General features: G+C 63.9%; 15 protein-coding genes. 1 reads left to right on the top strand and 14 read right to left on the bottom strand.

The features are described 5' to 3' along the window. Nucleotides 1-596: 596 nt before the first annotated feature. The 11 genes from QRM57_RS15410 to ftsH all read right to left on the bottom strand — a co-directional run bounded on the left by QRM57_RS15410 (nt 597) and on the right by ftsH (nt 11,116). Nucleotides 597-2,099: a DHA2 family efflux MFS transporter permease subunit gene (locus QRM57_RS15410; RefSeq protein ID WP_257370069.1), complete on the bottom strand. Its 1,503-nt coding sequence runs from the start codon at nt 2,097-2,099 to the stop codon at nt 597-599. 106 nt (nt 2,100-2,205) lie between these two features. Beyond that, nucleotides 2,206-3,108 (bottom strand): pantoate--beta-alanine ligase, encoded by a 903-nt coding sequence (gene panC / locus QRM57_RS15405; RefSeq protein WP_257370068.1) that lies wholly within the window; start codon nt 3,106-3,108, stop codon nt 2,206-2,208. 5 nt (nt 3,109-3,113) lie between these two features. After that, nucleotides 3,114-4,022: a Rossmann-like and DUF2520 domain-containing protein gene (locus QRM57_RS15400; protein ID WP_257370067.1), complete on the bottom strand. Its 909-nt coding sequence runs from the start codon at nt 4,020-4,022 to the stop codon at nt 3,114-3,116. Beyond that, nucleotides 4,015-5,553, bottom strand: coding sequence for a PH domain-containing protein (locus QRM57_RS15395; RefSeq protein ID WP_284987216.1), 1,539 nt, complete (start codon nt 5,551-5,553; stop codon nt 4,015-4,017). Before QRM57_RS15395 ends, QRM57_RS15400 begins: the two co-directional genes overlap by 8 nt. A gap of 14 nt (nt 5,554-5,567) precedes the next feature. Further along, nucleotides 5,568-6,080 carry a PH domain-containing protein gene (locus QRM57_RS15390; protein WP_284987215.1) on the bottom strand — a complete coding sequence of 171 codons (513 nt, stop codon included), beginning with the start codon at nt 6,078-6,080 and terminating at the stop codon, nt 5,568-5,570. After that, nucleotides 6,061-6,579: a DUF3180 domain-containing protein gene (locus QRM57_RS15385; protein WP_284987214.1), complete on the bottom strand. Its 519-nt coding sequence runs from the start codon at nt 6,577-6,579 to the stop codon at nt 6,061-6,063. The genes QRM57_RS15390 and QRM57_RS15385 overlap by 20 nt, the downstream gene beginning before the upstream one ends. 2 nt (nt 6,580-6,581) lie before the next feature. Continuing rightward, on the bottom strand, nt 6,582-7,121 hold the full coding sequence (gene folK, locus QRM57_RS15380; protein WP_235517963.1) for a 2-amino-4-hydroxy-6-hydroxymethyldihydropteridine diphosphokinase: 540 nt from the start codon (nt 7,119-7,121) through the stop codon (nt 6,582-6,584). Next, complete coding sequence (folB, locus tag QRM57_RS15375) at nt 7,118-7,477, bottom strand: dihydroneopterin aldolase (RefSeq protein ID WP_257370064.1); 360 nt, start codon at nt 7,475-7,477, stop codon at nt 7,118-7,120. Before folB ends, folK begins: the two co-directional genes overlap by 4 nt. Before the next feature lie 12 nt (nt 7,478-7,489). After that, the gene (gene folP / locus QRM57_RS15370; RefSeq protein WP_257370063.1) at nt 7,490-8,395 is read right to left on the bottom strand and encodes a dihydropteroate synthase; all 906 of its coding nucleotides are present in this window, start codon (nt 8,393-8,395) and stop codon (nt 7,490-7,492) included. 5 nt (nt 8,396-8,400) lie between these two features. Continuing rightward, nucleotides 8,401-9,036, bottom strand: a complete 636-nt coding sequence (gene folE, locus QRM57_RS15365) for a GTP cyclohydrolase I FolE (protein ID WP_235517967.1) — start codon at nt 9,034-9,036, stop codon at nt 8,401-8,403. Between the two features lie 10 nt (nt 9,037-9,046). Continuing rightward, on the bottom strand, nt 9,047-11,116 hold the full coding sequence (gene ftsH, locus QRM57_RS15360) for an ATP-dependent zinc metalloprotease FtsH (RefSeq protein WP_235517968.1): 2,070 nt from the start codon (nt 11,114-11,116) through the stop codon (nt 9,047-9,049). Nucleotides 11,117-11,508: 392 nt separating this feature from the next. Between ftsH and QRM57_RS15355 the strand changes: the two genes are divergently transcribed. Beyond that, nucleotides 11,509-12,486 carry a type IV toxin-antitoxin system AbiEi family antitoxin domain-containing protein gene (locus QRM57_RS15355; RefSeq protein ID WP_284987213.1) on the top strand — a complete coding sequence of 326 codons (978 nt, stop codon included), beginning with the start codon at nt 11,509-11,511 and terminating at the stop codon, nt 12,484-12,486. A gap of 8 nt (nt 12,487-12,494) precedes the next feature. On the opposite strand, the gene QRM57_RS15350 is transcribed toward QRM57_RS15355, so the two are convergent. From QRM57_RS15350 to tilS, 3 genes are all read right to left on the bottom strand, one after another. Further along, on the bottom strand, nt 12,495-13,361 hold the full coding sequence (locus tag QRM57_RS15350) for a hypothetical protein (protein WP_284987212.1): 867 nt from the start codon (nt 13,359-13,361) through the stop codon (nt 12,495-12,497). A gap of 199 nt (nt 13,362-13,560) precedes the next feature. Next, nucleotides 13,561-14,112 (bottom strand): hypoxanthine phosphoribosyltransferase, encoded by a 552-nt coding sequence (gene hpt / locus QRM57_RS15345; protein WP_026540856.1) that lies wholly within the window; start codon nt 14,110-14,112, stop codon nt 13,561-13,563. A gap of 31 nt (nt 14,113-14,143) precedes the next feature. Next, nucleotides 14,144-15,235 carry a tRNA lysidine(34) synthetase TilS gene (tilS, locus tag QRM57_RS15340; RefSeq protein WP_350309851.1) on the bottom strand — a complete coding sequence of 364 codons (1,092 nt, stop codon included), beginning with the start codon at nt 15,233-15,235 and terminating at the stop codon, nt 14,144-14,146. Between the last annotated feature and the right edge of the window lie 28 nt (nt 15,236-15,263).

Here is a 15,263-nt window from a genome sequence, read left to right as displayed (position 1 = left end):
CACACCCCACAAGGGGTCCAGGATCGCTCCGGAGCAACTTTTCAAACTTACCCGAACCGGCCGCACAAAGCAAACCAGAACCGGGCCTCCCCCACCGCAACAGGAGCGCATGAAAGCACTACCGAAACCGGCAATTTTAAGGGAGTTTGTCACCATTATTTCCGCATCAGCGGCGGCGACTCACATAACTTTACACGCGCCCCGCCCCCTAACCAAATCCACCCCCACACCACCCAAAAACCCCGCAGACAACCGGAAAACAACCCCATCAACACCCCCAAACCCGCGCAAATCCCCGCAAGACCTCCCCGTGAAGCCCGTCACACCACCCAACCACCGCAACAACAGGCGAAAACACCAACCCCACCCACCGCCGTCGAACACCCAACCAAACCGGCGGAACGTGAGAGAGCGTCCGGCCCGAAACCGGCGGAAGCTGAGAGAGTGTCCCGTGCATGCGCACCGAGGAATTGGCCCCACGCCGAGCACCGCCCGGAAACCAGAAACGCTCCCCCACCTAAGTGAGAGAGCGTTTGCTGGAATGGGCCGGTAAGTGAATGGGCGTCGGCCCCAAACAGGCGGAACGTGAGAGAGCGTTAGTGGCCCCCGTGGCCGCCGGCGCCTTCGGTCTTGCGCATCATGGCACCCAGGACTACCGCGGCCAGTGCTATGACGGTCGCAGCCAGGAAAGCTGCGTGCATGCCGGCCACCAGGCCGGACGATGCGGCCACCACGGAGTAGATGGAGACCAGCAACGCTGTTCCTGCCGCGCCGGAAACCTGTTGCGCGGTGCTGATGATTGCCGAACCGTGCGAGTAGAGGTGCGGCGGCAACGGGTTCAGGCCTGTGGTGAACGCCGGCGTGAACAGCATGGCAAGGCCAAGGCTCAGGGTGACGTGCAGGGCAATAACCCAGCCAAGCGGGCTGCCTTCGTCCAAGCGGGAGAACTGCCACAGGGTCAGGACCATGAGCACCGAACCGGAGACGGTGAGCGGCAGGGGACCTACCTTGTCGAAAATCCGTCCGATGACCGGACCCAGCAAGCCCATGGCCAAACCACCCGGCAGCAGTGCCAGGCCGGTCTCCAGCGGCTGCAGGTGCAGGGTGTTCTGCAAGTACAGCGGCAACAGGATCACGCCACCGAAAAGCGCCATCATGGCGACGACCATCAACAGCGTCGACACGGTGAACATGCGGAATTTGAAGGCGCGGAGGTCCAGCAGCGGCGAGTCCGACTTCTGGAGCTTGAGCTGCCGGAAGACGAACAGCGCCAAGCAGAGGAGGCCAACTACCAAGGCGATGACAGGTACAACTCCGGCGTCTGCACCACCGATCTGGCTCAGGCCGTACACGAGCCCACCGAAGGCAGGCACGGTGAGTATCACGGAGAAGACGTCCAAGGTGGTCTTTCCACGCTCGCCCACGTTGGTGAGGTACTTGGCACCGATCGCGAAGGCAGCCAAAGCGACCGGCAGCACGAACACGAACATGAAGCGCCACGAGAAATTATCCAGGATGATGCCGGAGACAGTGGGCCCCATGGCCGGAGCCACCGAAATGGCAATGCTGACGTTGCCCATGACGGCGCCTCGCTTGGCCATGGGGACCAACGTCAGGATGGTGGTCATCAGCAGCGGCAGCATGATGGCCGTCCCACCTGCCTGGACGATCCGCGCCAGCAGGAGCACAAGGAATCCCGGCGCCAATGCTGCCAGCAAGGTGCCTCCGCTGAACAGGCCCATGGCGAGCATGAACGCTCCGCGGGTGCTCATACGCTGCAGGATGAAACCGGTGGTCGGAATGACAACGGCCATGGTCAGCATGAAGCCAGTGGCGAGCCACTGCACCGTGGAGGCGCTCACCTGGAGATCCGTCATGAGGCGTTGCAGGGCGACGTTCATAATGGTCTCGTTGAGGATCACGACGAACGTGGCCACCAACAAGGTCACAATGACGGTCACCGACTCACGGGACATCTTTCCAGACGCTGGGGCCTGGGCTCCAGGGGCCTGGGGGCGCGAAGCCTCCGTAGTGGCACCGCCGGTGGGCGCGCCGGATTCGGGCTTGCCGCTGGCGTCGGACGAGACGTCGGTAGACATGAGGATTCCCCAAGGTTTGGTTTTTGGTGGCCGGCGATCTATGCCGGTGAAGACAAGAACAGTCTAAGCGCCCACCGAATTCCCGTCAGTAGGAAATTTCCAAACGCTAGGAAAACAATGGTGCGTTATCGATAAGCCGCACCGGACCTACCTTGGCTGCGATGATCGCCAACCCCTCGCCCCGGAACGGGGTCTCTTTGCAGTTTTCCGCCAGCGGTTCCAGCGTGGAAGGGTCAACGACGTCGAAATAGTCCAGTTCCACGAGTGGCTGGGATGCAACGAGTTCGACGGCGGAGTCCAGGTCCAGCGGTTCGTGGGCGTTCGCCCGGGACTCAATGAGGCGCAGTGCCCGCGAAAGCACCAGTGCAGCGTCGTGCTCTTCATCCGACAGGAAACGGTTCCGGCTCGACAATGCCAGGCCGTCCTCACTGCGGACGATGGGCACCGGGACGATCTCCACAGGGAAGTTCAGGTCCGAAACCATGCGCTTCACCAAGGCCAACTGCTGCGCGTCCTTCTGGCCAAAGTAAGCCCGGTAGGCCGCCGTCGTGCCGTCCGCTGAAGCACCTCCGGGGAGCCCGTAGTGCAGCAGTTTGGCCACCACAGTGAGGGCGCCGTCGAAGTGGCCGGGGCGTGAGGCGCCTTCCCACTTGTCGCCAAGCGGGCCGGCAGTAACGCGAACCAGTGGCTGGCCGCCCGGGTACACCTCGTCAACTGACGGCGCGAAGACCAGGTCAACGCCTTCCGCATCCAGCAGTGCCATGTCGGCCTCGAGCGTGCGCGGGTAGCGGTCGAGGTCGACGGCGTCACCGAACTGCAGCGGGTTCACGAAGATCGTGGCAACCACGACGTCGTTCTCGGCGACGGCGGTCCGGGCGAGGGCGGCGTGGCCGGCGTGGAGGGCGCCCATGGTAGGTACCAGTCCCTGGGAATTCCCGTTTTTGGCAGCCAGGATCCTGGCACTTTCGGCGCGAAGCTGGGCCGCGGTGGTGACGAGTTTGATGGCCATGCTGTTCAGTTTCCTTCCAACGCCCCGGGCTCCTCACCCAAAGCCTTGCTGATCTCGTTAAGTTGTTCCGGCCGCAGCAATCCGCGGTTCACTGCCCGGCGCGCGGTGGCCTGAGCCATGGCCTGGTAGGCGGCCAGGACATCGCCGCCTGCGCCGCCGTCGTATTCCCTAAGTGCTTGGGCGTGCGCGGAAACGGTGCCTGCATCCCCACGGGCCACCGGACCCGTCAACGCGGATTCACCGGAGGCAAGGGCGTTCTCCAGCGTCGCCCGCAGCAACGGGCCCAGCATGGACTCCGGGGCCTCGACGCCGATCTCCCGCAGCATTTGCGACGCCTGCGCCACCAACGTCACCATGTGGTTGGAGCTGTGCGCAAGGGATGCGTGATAGAGCGTCCGGTCACCTTCGGCGATAACCACCGGCTCGGCACCCATCTCCACAACCAGCGCCTGGGCGATGGGCAGCATGGGGGCATCCGCGGTCACGCCGAACGTGCAATCCATGAGGCGGGCCAGGTCCAGGCTCATGCCCGTGAAGGTCATGGCGGGGTGGAGGGCCAGCGGAATCGCGCCGGCCGCGCGGACCGGGTTCAGGATTCCGACGCCGAACCGGCCCGAGGTGTGAGCCACCAGTTGGCCGGGCTGCCAGGCGCCAAGCTTCGCCAGTCCCCCCACCAGCTCACCCAGGGCATCGTCCGGGACGGCAAGCAGCACCAGTTCCGAGCGCTCCACGATGTCCTGGATTTCCAGGATCGGGACACCCGGAAGCAGGTTGTCGGCCCGTTCGCGGCTCGCCTCGGACACCGCGGAAACCCCGACGACGGCGTGCTCGGCCGCGCGCAAGGCCGCACCCAGCACGGCGCCCACTTTCCCGGCGCCAATGATCCCGACTCCGAGTCGTCCTGGCCTAGCCATCCTGGCGGTCCTCCTGTTGTTGTAGTGACGGGGAACTTTGTGGTTGCGACGTCACAGCAGCTGCGACTTCCGGGGCCTGCGGGGCTACCTGCGCCAGCCATTGTTCGCTGGTTTGCCGTTTCCGTGCTTCCCGGGCCCGCGCCGCCTGGTGGTCAAACAAGGCGACGGCCTGCTCTACCCCGGCTTGGAAAACCCTGGGCGAAACGGGTCCGGCCGTGGTGTGGAGCACCAGGTCGGCCACCCGGAAGCGCCGGGCCAAGGGGCCTTGATGCAGCGCCATCGACTGTGTCCGCTGATGCGGAACAACCACCAGTGTGCGCCACCACCGGCCGGAGCGGATCAACAAGGCAGTCCTGGTGGCGAAGAAACCGTTGCGCCGCCAACCCAGTGGGGCCAGCAAACGTGCCCGCCGCGGGGTTACCACGAAGCCGTCATCGCTTGGGGCAGCCGACCGTGCGCCCCGGGCGAGACCCGTCAAACCAGCAGTGAACACCTTCTCGGGATCGTCCACGCCGGGATCAGGCAGCACCAACGACATCATCCGCATGACGTCAGCTTTCAGCCCAACAGGCAACAACATGGTCCGCCCAGCACCTTCTGTGCCCGCGGCTCCATAGCCGGCCACATTGACGTGCATCCGGTACCAGCCGAAAATCCTCCAGATTGGCGGCTGTACAACCATCAGGGCCTGGATGCGCCCGGGCGGCAGCGTCTGCGCCTGGGTGTCCAGCAGTCCATACCGAAGCCGAATACCGTCCGGCGAGATCGCAGCAGTGAAGTTGTAGCCCTTGTTGAACGAACTCCAATACGCGGCCCCGATACCCAGGACGGCAGGGATCAACGCCAGGAAAATCGCCTGGTTGTCCATCAGGACGGAAACGCCCACCACCGCGGCCGCACCAAGCAGGATACCCACGGTCTGCTCACTCAAAAGCAGCGAACCGATGAGCCGCCCCGGGGGTACTGACAGCACCACATGCTCGGGCGCTTCCGGCACTTCCTCCCCGGCGGCCTCCCGGCCACTGACTACGCCCGCAGCCCGCGCGAGGATGGTTGCGCGCAGTTGCTTGGCCTGGTCAACCGGAAGGTACGCCAGTCGCACAGCCGACTCTCCGGCGTCGGCGACCTCGAACTTAAGTTCGGCGAGGCCAAAGATCCTCGCCAGCAGCGGCTGGACGATGTCGATGGCCTGGACACGGTCCAGGCGCGCCTGTCGTTGCTGTTTGAACAGGAAACCGGTGTTCACCCTGACATAGCCCCCAGCCACTTGGTAGCGCGTGAAGTACCAGCTGAGGATAAAACCGCCAACGGTCAGCAGCAGGAGCACACCTCCGCCGGCAAGCAGCCACGGGGCCCGGCTGTTGAGGGTGGGATCCACGAATTCCCGGCCCTGCAGGACGCGCTCGAAAGCGTCGCGGCCAAAGAAATATCCGACGGCGGCCAGCGCTACCCAGCCGCGGACGAACGGCGACGCCGGGTGGACCCGCCGCCAATCGCCGTCGACGGTTTCATCCCGAAGGCTTGCAGCCACGCTTCCCTCCGGGCTCACAGCCCGGCCAGCCGGGCTTCTCCGCGGGCCGACAACTGCTCGCGGAGGCGCGCACCTTCCTCTGCGGGAAGTCCGGGCAGGTGGGCATGGGTACCGGCAGAGGCGGTGTGGAGCTTCAAGGTGCACAACCCCAGGCTGCGCTCGACAGGGCCAACGGCGACATCAACATATTGCATGCGGCCATACGGGACCACCATGGTGCGCTGGAAGAATATGCCGCGCCGAATAAGGAGGTCGTCGTCGCGTTCCGCGTAACCAATGGCACGCACCTGGCGCGGGATCAGGACCAGGCGCCACAATGCCAGGCCCAGCATCACCGCCGGAACCGTGATGGCAAGCCACAGCGGCGGCCAGCGCCACCACCCAAGAAGCACAAAAAGGACCGGCAAACTGAGGACCAGCAACAACACCAGGTTGCCAATGGCCCACTCCACCAAGCGAACCGTGACGTACTTCGGGGAGACCCTGAGCCACTGGACGCCCGGCGGATCAATCGCCGCGGTAGGCATATTCGCCCTCGCCTTTGGTCTCGCCCCTGCGCGTGTCAGGGCCGGGCGTACCGCCCTCGAAATCTTCAGGGGGTATCCGGCAGAACCGCTCAACCACGATCCCCACCACCACCATCGCCACTCCGCCGCCACCCATCAGCAACGCGTTCCAGAGGATGCCCTCGCCACTTCGGAGGCTGACCCTGAGGAGGTCGATCGCGATGCCGGCGTGCCACCCCAGGAGAAGAGTCCCGGCATACGCACAAGCCTGGGCCAGGATCAACGTCCTCGCAGCCAGGATCGGGTTCAGCATGTTCTTCTTCTTGCCGTTCCGCCAGCGCAGCACCCGGATACCCATGATCAGGGTGAGCCCGGCGATAACGCCCATGGTGATCAGGGCAGATTCAGGAAGAACCGGCGTAGCCATGCTGAAACGGTTCGTGGCAACCGTAGCCAACCAGGCAACGACGGCAGCCACCACGGCGATCAGCAGCAGGACCACGGGACGCATTGCTTTCATGGCTACTCCAACGCACCCGTGGCGGGCACGCCGGCAACGTCACCAAAGCCGTCAAAACGACGGATATCCGGCATATCGGAGGCAACGGCAGCCAGTTCAGCTACGCTGCGCCCCTCCAGTTGTGCGTGCGGTTCCAACAGCGACCACGGGTACAGCACGAACGCCCGCTCGGCTGCCCGCGGATGCGGGATGGTCAGGATGGGATCTTCGCTGACAAGGTCACCGAAGACAATAATGTCCACGTCCAAGGTCCTGGGACCCCAACGGACCTCGCGGACACGGTGATGCTTCTGTTCCACATCGTGGCAATGCTTAAGGAGTTCCAACGGCGTGAGGGTCGTTTCGACCGCCATGACCATGTTCAGGAAATCGGGTTGGCCCTCCGGTCCGCCAACAGCCTTGGTCTGGACGACCGGAGACACACCCAGCAACCTGACCTCGGGAGGATCCACAAGATCGGCCACTGCGGTGGAGAGGGTATCGTTCCGCTCGCCAAGGTTACTGCCCAGAGCCAGGATGGCCTTGGTGTAGACAGGTGTCATGACCGCTCCCTGTGGACGCTGACAGTGACATCTCCAAAAGGCACCTCGATGGGCGCCTTGGGCTTGTGGACTGTGATGTCGACGGCGGCCACACTGTAGTTCGCCAGGATGCCCTCGGCGATCCTGACAGCCAGGGCCTCGATCAGGTTCAGCGGCTCACCCTCGATGTGCTTGGTGATCAGCTCGGCAACTTCGCCATAATGCGCCGTGTACTGCAGGTCATCGGTCTGGGCAGCCTTGGTGAAGTCCGTGTGCAGCACTGCGTCCACCACGAACGGCTGGCCGTCACGGCGTTCGAAATCGAACACCCCGTGATAACCGACGGCGGTGACGCCGGTCAGCGTGATCCTGTCCACAGCATTGTCCAATCAGCGGGCGATACGGGCGGCGACCTTGACGGCGTCAAGGCTGGGACCGACGTCGTGAACGCGGACAGCCCAGGCGCCCTTGGTGGCGCTCAAAGCGGTAATGGCCGCCGTCGCAGCGTCACGTTCAAGAGGCGCAGCCGACTTGCCCGAAACAGTCAGGAGCGAACCGAGGAACCGCTTGCGGGAAGCAGCCACCATCACCTTGTGGCCGAGGCCAAAAAGCTTGTCGAGGTTCTTGAGGATCTCCCAGTTCTGGTCCTCGTTCTTGGAAAAACCAACGCCCGGATCGATGATGATCTGCTCCGGGGCAACGCCCGCTGCGTACAACTTGTCGCGGACACCGCTGAGCTCCGCCACGACATCGTCAACGACGTTGTCATAGTCCGTGAGACTGTCCATGGTCAGCGCATCACCGCGGCGGTGCGTGAGGATATAGGGAACCTTGGTGCGGGCCACGAGTTCAGGCATGTCGGGTTCGATGGTCAGGCCGGACACATCGTTGATGATCGCCGCGCCGGCCTCCACGGCAGCCGCGGCGGTGGAAGTGTGCATCGTGTCGATGCTGACCAACGCGCCCGCTTTGACGAGCGCCTGGATCACCGGGATAACCCGGCGCTGTTCTTCTTCAGGGGAAACGGGCTCCGCGCCGGAGCGCGTGGATTCTCCACCGACGTCGATGATGTCGGCGCCCGCGTAGAACATACGCAAACCGAGGGCGATGGCCGTATCAGGCGTCCGGTGGGCGCCGCCGTCGCTGAAGGAATCCGGGGTGACGTTGAGGATTCCCATGACAAGCGTGCGGTCCTTTGGCAGGTCCTCGAACCTGGCCGCGGGTCGCGGCTTACGGAGAACCGGCAACGGGCTTGTGGCCGGGCCGGTTCCGGGTGCTGCAGCGAGGGAGTCCATAATGCTTACCTTCCGAGTATGAGGCTCATGGCCTCGGCGCGGGTGGCCGGGTCATGGAGCTGACCGCGCACCGCGCTGGTGACGGTCTTCGCGCCGGGCTTGCGGATGCCGCGCATGGACATGCACATGTGCTCGCATTCGACGACAACAATCGCCCCGCGCGGGTTCAGGTGCGTGACAAGGGCCTCAACGATCTGAGTGGTGAGCCGCTCCTGCACCTGGGGACGCCGGGCATAAATATCCACCAACCGCGCCAACTTGCTAAGCCCAGTGACCTTGCCATCATGTGACGGAATATAACCGACATGCGCGACGCCGTGGAAAGGCACCAGATGGTGTTCGCACGTCGAGTAGAAGGGAATGTCCTTCACCAGGACAAGCTCTTCATGGTCGAGGTCGAAGGTGGTGGACAGGACCTCCTCCGGGTGCTGGTGGAGGCCCGCGAAGACCTCGGCGTAGGCCTTGGCCACCCGCTTTGGCGTGTCCTGGAGACCGCCACGCTCGGGATCTTCCCCAATGGCAAGGAGAATCTCCCGGACCGCCGCTTCAATGCGCGGGCGATCCACTTTTTGGCCGTGCTTGGAGCCCGTGGCAGAACCGTGGGCGGCGGCGAGGTCGTCGTCGTCGTCGAAATGAGTCACAGCAGAAAGCTTAGCCGTGATGCGGGTGGTCGGGGCCGCCGTTGGGATTCGGTGCCTCGAAGGACTCCTGGCTGCTGACGCCCTGGGCATGCGGGGCCACGACGTCCAGAGGCTCGTCCAGGCGGGCCTTCTTGGCTTCCTCCTGGGCCTCGCGCTCAGCCTTCTCGGCACGGCTTTCGACCGGTGGGATCGACTGGACCGGGCGGGATTCCTTGGAAAGCCAGATCTCGCGGAAATCACGTTTCCGGATGTCGTGGAAGATCTCCGCGATCTCAGCCTGGTTCAGGGTTTCCCGTTCCAGCAGTTCCAGCGCCAGGCGATCCAGGACGTCGCGGTTTTCGGTGAGGATGGCGTAGGCCTCGTCGTGCGCCTGGTCGATCAGGCGGCGGACTTCCTCGTCCACCACGTAGGCGATTTGGTCCGAGAAGTTGCGCTCCTGTGCGGCATCGCGTCCGAGGAACGGCTCGCCGCCACCCTGGCCCAGCTTCACGGCACCAACGCGTTCGCTCATGCCGTACTGCGTGACCATCTTCCGGGCCGTGGACGTGGCCTTCTCAATGTCGTTGGAAGCACCAGTGGAGGGGTCGTGGAACACGATTTCCTCAGCAACACGGCCGCCCATGGCGTAGGCCATCTGGTCCAGTAGTTCGTTACGGGTAACCGAGTACTTGTCGTCCTCGGGGATGACCATGGTGTAGCCGAGGGCGCGACCACGGGGAAGGATGGTGATCTTGGTGACCGGGGCCGAGTTGCGCAGTGCCGCAGCAACCAGCGCGTGGCCACCCTCGTGGTACGCGGTGATCTTGCGCTCAAGTTCCTTCATGACGCGGCTTCGCTTCTGCGGGCCGGCCATGACGCGGTCGATTGCCTCGTCCAAGGCGCGGTCGTCAATCAGGTTGGCGTTTGAACGCGCGGTCAGCAGTGCAGCCTCGTTGAGCACGTTTGCCAGGTCTGCACCGGTGTAGCCGGGGGTCTTCTTGGCAACAGCCCGGAGATCGATGCCCTGCGCCATCGGCTTGCCCTTGGCGTGCACGTTGAGGATCTGTTCGCGGCCGATCATGTCCGGGGCTTCCACGGTGATCTGGCGGTCGAAACGGCCCGGGCGCAACAAGGCCGGGTCCAGGACGTCCGGACGGTTGGTGGCGGCGATCAGGATGACGTTGGTCTTGACGTCGAAGCCGTCCATCTCCACGAGGAGCTGGTTAAGCGTCTGCTCGCGCTCGTCATTACCGCCGCCGATACCGGCGCCACGGTGACGGCCCACGGCATCGATTTCATCGACGAAGATGATGGCCGGAGAGCTTGCCTTGGCCTGCTCAAAAAGGTCGCGGACACGGGAAGCACCAACACCGACGAACATTTCCACGAAGTCCGAGCCGGAAATGGAGAAGAAAGGAACACCGGCTTCGCCGGCAACAGCACGGGCCAGCAGGGTCTTACCTGTACCTGGAGGGCCGTAGAGCAGCACACCCTTGGGGATCTTGGCGCCGACTGCCTGGAACTTAGCGGGTTCCTGGAGGAATTCCTTGATTTCCTGGAGTTCCTCGACGGCCTCGTCGGCACCAGCAACGTCGGCGAAAGTCACCTGCGGCATGTCCTTGTTGACCAGTTTGGCCTTGGACTTACCGAACTGCATGACCTTGGAACCGCCACCCTGCATGCGCGAAAGCAGGAACCAGAACAGGACGCCCAGCAGCAGCACCGGGATGAGAAGCGAGAACAGCCCGGAGAACCAGTTGTTCTCGACCGGCTGGTCCGTGAAGCCCTTGTCCGGGTTGGCGTTGGTAACAGCCTTCACCACATCAGGACCGCGATCCGTGACATAGAAGAACTGGACATTCTTGCCCTTGTCCTGGCCATCCAGGTTCAGGTTGTCCTTGAGTACCAGGTCAACGCGATTCTCGGCGTCGAAAATCTTGGCCTGCTCAACCTTCCCGCTCTGGGAAAGGAGCTCGAGGCCTTCCTTGGTGTCAATGCGCGTTGAACCGCCCGGAGCCAGTGTCGCGAATGCCACCAGGAGCAAGCCAACAACGACAACAATCCAGATGCCCGGGCCCTTGAAGAAACTCTTAGCTTTCATCTGATCGGGGTTTTGCCCCGTCCCTCCTGGTAGTGCTGCAAGGCGCAACTTCTGCGCGCGAGTGGTGCTGCTTCAGTTTCAAGCTATACACCGTTCCCAGTAATTCACGCACTGGAAAGTCCAAAAGTTCCCTCTGGGCGTACACAGGATACTCGTGTCCAAGGCGGCGCGACAGGCTTTTTGGCTACCGCAGCACGGGGGCGGCCTGCGGGGCGCACCCTTTTGCGCCTCCCGCCCCCGTAACACCTGGGGCGCTGGGCGGAACGGGACGCGTCGTGAGCCACACTCGGGTGCGCAAGGCGCGAAGGGGTGCGTCGCCGGGCACCCGTCGTTATCCACATACGCGTTTTTGCCGCTCGTGGGTCTGTGGCTGCAATGAAAGCGTTGGGCTCATGGCAGCCTACGAGTTGATTCTCTCTTCAGATATGGCGCGGCTAGGACAGGACCCCCGGCTCCTCGCCAAGCGCTGCAAACGCGGCGAGTTGGTCCGCGTTCGCAGGGGCGCTTACGTTCCAGCCGCTTACTGGGCCGGCCTGAACGACCGCCAGCGCCACGGACTTCAAGCGGCAGCACTGGTCAATACAACATTGATGCCGCCCACCTTCAACCTGCAAACGGCCGCACTCCTCTGGGGGCTGGGCTTGGTGGGGACACCAAGCCGACTGTGTACGGTCACGCCGGACCAGAGGGGCGGACGATCGAAGCACGGCATCCGAAGAACCCTCGGATCCTTGGATGATGGGGTGACGCAGTTGGGTGGCTTTCGCGTCACGGATAAGGTCCGGACAACCGTTGAACTGGCGTCGAGATTGAACTTCGCTGAAGCATTGGCGGTGGTGGACACCAGCCGACGGATACACACGACAAGGGACTCCGTGGATGCCGGCGACTGGGATAAGGAGAAAGCATGGGGTCCAGCGTCAAGCGCAGAAGACTTGCGGGCCGCTGCTTCCGGGCTTGCTCACCGGACGGGACAACGACGAGTGGCCGGGGTGCTCGAACTATCAACAGACAAGTCCGAATCCGTGGGCGAATCCATCAGCCGGGCGCAGATGGTTCTGCTCAACTTCCCCGAACCCAAACTCCAGGGCTCGTTCACGTTGAGGAACGGACGAACCGCGCGAACCGACTTTTGGTGGCCGGAACTCGACCTCGTGGGTGAGTTCGACGGTCAGGGAAAATACCTGCGCAGCAAGTTGCGGGGCCAACAAACCATTCAGCAAGCAGTGATGGCCGAAAAGGCCCGTGAGAACGCGCTGCGGGCCCTGGGCCTGACCGTTATTCGCTGGGACTGGACGGAAATGATGAATCCTCGAACCTTCGCCCGGATCTTGAATGATGGTGGGCTGAGATCCCGGCGGGCGGCGTAAGTGGCTCCCTAACCGCTGACGGCGCCAACCGGCAGCACCAGCAAGTAGCCCGTGGGCAACTGACTGCTCCAACGCCGTGGCTCACGGACCACGAACTGGGTGGCCAATTGCGCAGGACTGACCAGGCTATTGGGTTCCGGGGATGGCCCCCACTGACCGGAACCGTACGGATACAACGGATCCAGAACACGAACCCCCGTGACCGAGAAGTCAGCGAAGACCCGAGGATCCCCCATGGATTCGAAACCGCTCATCACCCAGGCATGCCGGCCACTCCACATCACTAAGCCCACGGGTCGGCCGGTTTCGGTGATCGCCTTGGCCGCGGTCCGGAGTGCGTCATCGTAAAGGGCTACGCTCACCACTTTGTAAGGACCCATTCCAACCTCAGTGAGTACCTGCGCCCAGCCATAGGGGTTGGCCCCGTTGAACGAATCCGATGATCTCGCCCTGGCCATTTCCCACAGCTCTCCTTGCTGCGCAGAAGCAGTCCATGCGCCACCGCCCGTGGCATCCACCAGGTTGTGAGCCATCTGGATGCTTGCCGCAACGCACCATTCGAACGTGTACTGCGGCACGAAATCGCCCTCCTGGTACAGGTTGAGGGCAAACGGCTGGGGTACGGCGGGCGGGGCCGGGATTGTGGTCGGGAGCGGCGATGACGGTGCGGGCGCGGCCTGCGGCTGGGTTGTTGTCTGCGAATCGCCCGGGAGCGGCGATGACGGTGCGGGCCCGCCCTGCGGCTGGGTTGCCGTGATGGATGCCTGCGGCCGAGCGGAGACGATTTCCCCGGCACCGGAAGAAGGAGTGCATCCCGTAAGGATGGTCGCCACGACGACGAGCCAAAGGAATGGACGGGCGGGGGCACCGGTCATATTTCAGTTTAGCTCCGCGCAGGGCAGCCATCCGAGGGCGGAAACAGCTCAATCATGCGCCCTTTGCCGCCCGTCGCCCCCGTTAAGCGCACACGCCGCACCCTTTGCCGCCCAGCGCACCAGTGGTTGTGGGTGCGGAAAGCGGCAAGTGGTGCGGCGGCGGAGAGCGGCGGTGAGAAGTGGTGCGGCGCGGTGTTGTCTACTCGTAGACGTGCGGGGCCAGCGTGCCGACGAAGTCCAGGTTGCGGTACTTTTCGGCGTAGTCGAGGCCGTAGCCCACGACGAATTCGTTGGGGATGTCGTAGCCGACGTACTTGACGTCGATTTCCACCTTGGCGGCGGTCGGCTTGCGGAATGCCGTGCAGATCTCGACGCTGGCCGTGCCGCGGGATTCGAGGTTGGACTTGAGCCAGGAAAGGGTCAGGCCGGAATCGATGATGTCCTCGACGATCAGGACATCCTTGCCCATGAGGTCAGTGTCCAGGTCCTTGAGGATCCGGACCACGCCGGAGGACTGCGTTCCCGAACCGTACGAAGAGACGGCCATCCAGTCCATGCTGACGTGGCTGTGCAGCGCGCGTGCCAGGTCAGCCATGACCATCACCGCACCCTTGAGGACGCCGACGACGAGGATGTCGCGGCCTTCGTAGTCCTTGTCGATCTGCGCCGCGAGTTCCGCGATGCGTGTCTGGATCTGCTCTTTGGTGTAAAGAACGTGCTTGAGATCTGCCTGGACGTCGTTTGAATCCACCAATGGCTCCTGTTTTGATGCTCGGGTGCGGCTACTGTTGGGACGGTTTCTGATGCCGGAATACTAGCTTCCCACAGCGGGCGGCATCGCGGGGACCGGCTTCGGCCGAATCCGGGCCCGCGGAGGTGGTCGCGGCCCCCGGAGCGGCAGCCGCAGAACCTGGAAGGCCCCGCCGCTCCTGTTCCAGATCGCTGAGGGATAAACGGAATACGCTGACGTGCCCGGGGAGTTCCACCGGACCGGCGGATCCCTGCCGGCGAAGCAACGCCTCCGCGGCTTGGAGCCTTCCGTAGCCGGGCTGCTGGCCCCCGACGTCGGACGCAGCTTTGGCGATGACGCGGAACCTCAGGGCCGCCGGCAGTTCCCGGACGGCGTCCTCGGGTAACCACACGTCCCCATCCTCGCGCCGGACAAGTGAGAGATAGGTCTCGTTGGCCAGGTTCTCCAGGAAATCTGCGTCCTGCTGAAGGATAGCGGCCGTCCGGGCAAGGGACTCGGCCACTCCCGGCCCAAGTTTCTCTTCCAGGACAGGCATGACCTCCACCCGTGTGCGTGAACGGGCATAAGCGGGATCAGCGTTGCTCGGATCATGCCAGGGATCCAGTTCTTCGACCTCGCAGATCTCCAGTGTCTCTTCACGCCGAAGGCCCAGGAAAGGCCGGAGCAGGCGGCCGCGGGCGGGCCGCATTCCTGCCAGGGAACGGGTTCCCGAACCCCGGGCCAGCCCCAGGAGCACCTGTTCTGCCTGGTCGTCCAAGGTGTGGCCCAGGAGGATTGCAGCACAACCGAGGTCGTCGGCGGCGGCGTCGAGGGCTGCGTGGCGTGCGTCCCGGGCAGCGGCCTCGGGGCCAAATCCGGTGGCAGCGACGTCCACGGTGCGCACTTCCACCGGCGCGAGCCCCAGCTCACGCAACGCCGATGCGGTCCGGGCAGCGACTTCAGCTGAGCCGGGTTGTAACTGGTGGTCAACCACCACCGCTGCTACGGATACCGGACGGCCATCCACGTGTCCGCGCCGGGCAAAGTAGGCAGCGACCGCTGCGAGCGCGAGCGAATCCGGTCCGCCGCTGCATGCGACGAGCACACGCTCCGGGTAGCCGGCAGCGGCAAGGGCGTTTTGCAACTGCTTCCGCGCCTTGCCGACGACCGGC

This window comes from Arthrobacter sp. fls2-241-R2A-172 (assembly GCF_030208885.1).
Taxonomy (GTDB): Bacteria; Actinomycetota; Actinomycetes; order Actinomycetales; family Micrococcaceae; genus Arthrobacter.
Note: the sequence above shows the minus strand (reverse complement) of the source record. Positions and strands in the feature narration are given on the sequence as shown.

Bases quoted from the DNA above. Each gene is read 5' to 3' on its own strand.
- folK (WP_235517963.1), bottom strand. From the start codon at position 7,121: ATGACACCTGTCTACACCAAGGCCATCCTGGCTCTGGGCAGTAACCTT.
- QRM57_RS15355 (WP_284987213.1), top strand. From the start codon at position 11,509: ATGGCAGCCTACGAGTTGATTCTCTCTTCAGATATGGCGCGGCTAGGA.
- panC (WP_257370068.1), bottom strand. From the start codon at position 3,108: ATGGCCATCAAACTCGTCACCACCGCGGCCCAGCTTCGCGCCGAAAGT.
- folP (WP_257370063.1), bottom strand. From the start codon at position 8,395: ATGGACTCCCTCGCTGCAGCACCCGGAACCGGCCCGGCCACAAGCCCG.
- ftsH (WP_235517968.1), bottom strand. From the start codon at position 11,116: ATGAAAGCTAAGAGTTTCTTCAAGGGCCCGGGCATCTGGATTGTTGTC.
- QRM57_RS15410 (WP_257370069.1), bottom strand. From the start codon at position 2,099: ATGTCTACCGACGTCTCGTCCGACGCCAGCGGCAAGCCCGAATCCGGC.
- QRM57_RS15350 (WP_284987212.1), bottom strand. From the start codon at position 13,361: ATGACCGGTGCCCCCGCCCGTCCATTCCTTTGGCTCGTCGTCGTGGCG.
- QRM57_RS15385 (WP_284987214.1), bottom strand. From the start codon at position 6,579: ATGAAAGCAATGCGTCCCGTGGTCCTGCTGCTGATCGCCGTGGTGGCT.
- QRM57_RS15390 (WP_284987215.1), bottom strand. From the start codon at position 6,080: ATGCCTACCGCGGCGATTGATCCGCCGGGCGTCCAGTGGCTCAGGGTC.
- QRM57_RS15400 (WP_257370067.1), bottom strand. From the start codon at position 4,022: ATGGCTAGGCCAGGACGACTCGGAGTCGGGATCATTGGCGCCGGGAAA.